This window comes from Craterilacuibacter sp. (assembly GCF_051659485.1).
GTDB lineage: Bacteria > Pseudomonadota > Gammaproteobacteria > Burkholderiales > Chromobacteriaceae > Craterilacuibacter.
Map to the genome: position 1 here is coordinate 1 of NZ_JBOFOO010000400.1, position 2462 is coordinate 2462.

Consider the following 2462-nt stretch of genomic DNA (forward strand, 5'->3'; position numbering starts at 1 on the left):
CTGCAAACAATGTCCGCCCGACAGCAACAACCCTACCCAAGACAAGGCTATGTCAATGAAAATCAACAAAATTCCATGAAAAAATGTAGCATTTCTGGCACAATGCGCGCCTTGCCGAATTAAAGCCCAGCCATGACCGACGTCATCACCACACCGATCCATACCCTGCGTTCGAATAAAAAACACCATAGCGCCCCCGTCCTGCCGATGAGCCGCATCGAAATGAAGCAGTTGGGCTGGAACGCGTGCGACATCATTCTGGTGACCGGCGATGCCTACATCGACCACCCCAGCTTCGGCATGGCACTGATCGGCCGTCTGCTGGAAGATCAGGGCTTCAAGGTCGGCATCATCAGCCAGCCCGACTGGCATTCGGCAGAAGACTTCAAGCAGCTGGGCAAGCCGCGGCTGTTTTTCGGCGTATCGGCCGGCAATATGGACTCGATGGTCAACCACTACACCGCCGACCGCAAGCCGCGCTCGGACGATGCCTATACGGCCGGCGGCGAGGCCGGCAAACGCCCGGATCGGGCGATGGCGGTGTATGCACAGCGCTGCCGTGAAGCCTATCCCGGCACCGACATCATGGTCGGCGGCATCGAGGCCTCTTTGCGCCGTATCGCCCAATATGATTACTGGAGCGAAAAAGTACGCCAGTCGGCACTGGTCTACTCCAAGGCCGACATCCTCCTGTTCGGCAACGCCGAACGGGCACTGGTCGAGATTGCGCACCGTTCCGCTGCCGGTGAACGGCTGGCCGACATCCGCGACGTACGCGGTACCTCCTTTATGGCGCCCTATGGCTGGGTACCGGAAGGCTGGGTGGAAATGGATTCGAGCACGGTGGACGTACCCGGCCGCGTCGACAGCCATATCAACCCCTATGTCGACACCACACAGGCAAGCGAATCAGCCTGCGACAGCAGCGCAGCCCCCGAGGCGGTCAAAACCATACGCATTGTCAGCCGCGAAGAGCGACTGGCGGCGCGCCGTGCCGAACGCGCCAAGACCGTGATCCGCATCCCGGCTTTCGAAGCCGTGGCCTACGATCCGGTACTGTATGCCCACGCCAGCCGCACCCTGCACCTGGAATCCAACCCCGGCAATGCCCGCGCACTGGTACAAACCCACGGCGAACGCGATGTCTGGATGAACCCGCCGCCGATTCCGCTGACCACGCCGGAAATGGATTATGTATACGGGCTGGACTACGCGCGCAACCCGCACCCGTCCTATGGCGACGCCAATATTCCGGCGTGGGAAATGATCCGTTTCTCGGTCAATATCATGCGTGGCTGCTTTGGCGGCTGTACCTTCTGCTCGATTACCGAACACGAAGGCCGCATCATCCAGAGCCGCTCGGAAGCGAGCATTCTGGGGGAAATAGAAGAAATCCGCGACAAGACCGCAGGCTTTACCGGCCATATCTCGGATCTGGGCGGCCCGACAGCCAATATGTACCGCCTGACCTGCAAAGACGAGAAGATCGAGGCCTCATGCCGCCGCCTGTCATGCGTCTACCCTGACATCTGCGAGAACATGAATACCGACCATGGCCCGCTGATCCAGTTGTACCGCAAGGCGCGTACCCTGCCCGGCGTCAAGCGCCTGACCATAGGCTCGGGCGTGCGCTACGATCTGGCGGTACGCTCGCCCGAGTACGTCAAGGAACTGGTGACCCACCACGTCAGCGGCTACCTCAAGATTGCGCCGGAACATACCGAACACGGCACGCTGTCCAAGATGATGAAGCCGGGCATAGGCAGTTACTACCGTTTCAAGGAACTGTTCGAGCGTTACAGCAAACAGGCAGGCAAGAAACAGTATTTGATCCCCTACTTTATCGCCGCCCACCCGGGCACCAGCGACGAGGACATGCTCAATCTGGCGCTATGGATCAAGGACAACGGCTTCCGTCCGGATCAGGTACAGACCTTTACCCCGACGCCGATGGCGCTGGCGACCACCATGTGGCACACCGGCCGCAACCCGCTGAAAAAACTGGCGCGCAGCTCGGAAAAAGTCGACGCGGTACGCGATCCGGCGCGACGCCGCCTGCACAAGGCCTTCCTGCGCTTTCACGACCCGAAAAACTGGCCGACAATACGCAATGCACTGGAAGATATGGGGCGTGGCGACCTGATCGGTAATGGCCCGCAGCATCTGGTACCCCCTTGGGGCGCCGAAGGCTGGACACAGGGCGCTAAAGGACAGGCAGCGCGCGGCGGCAATGGCACACATGGTGCGCAGGCAGCAAAACGGCCGGCACCGGCCGCACGCACTCAAGCCCCCAAGCCGGCACCACGCGGCAAAGCCCCGGCCAAACCCATGGGCCGTCCACCCAAACCGGGCAAACGCTGATCCAGCCGGCCCTGCGCATCTGGCCTAGCCACTACGCAGGGCAAATAGCCGCCCGAAATGTGAAGCGCGACATCATCACGGCGGATATAGCCATAGCCACA

The 2462-nt window shown here is 60.8% G+C and carries 1 protein-coding gene; it reads left to right on the plus strand.

The window, feature by feature from the left end; translation table 11 throughout:
• Positions 1 to 132: 132 nt before the first annotated feature.
• The gene (locus ACRC1E_RS13600; RefSeq protein ID WP_438515627.1) at positions 133 to 2361 is read left to right on the plus strand and encodes a YgiQ family radical SAM protein; all 2229 of its coding nucleotides are present in this window, start codon (positions 133 to 135) and stop codon (positions 2359 to 2361) included.
• The last annotated feature ends 101 nt before the right edge of the window (positions 2362 to 2462 follow it).

Excerpts from the sequence above, each read along its gene's own strand:
- ACRC1E_RS13600 (WP_438515627.1), top strand. The coding sequence starts at position 133 with ATGACCGACGTCATCACCACACCGATCCATACCCTGCGTTCGAATAAA.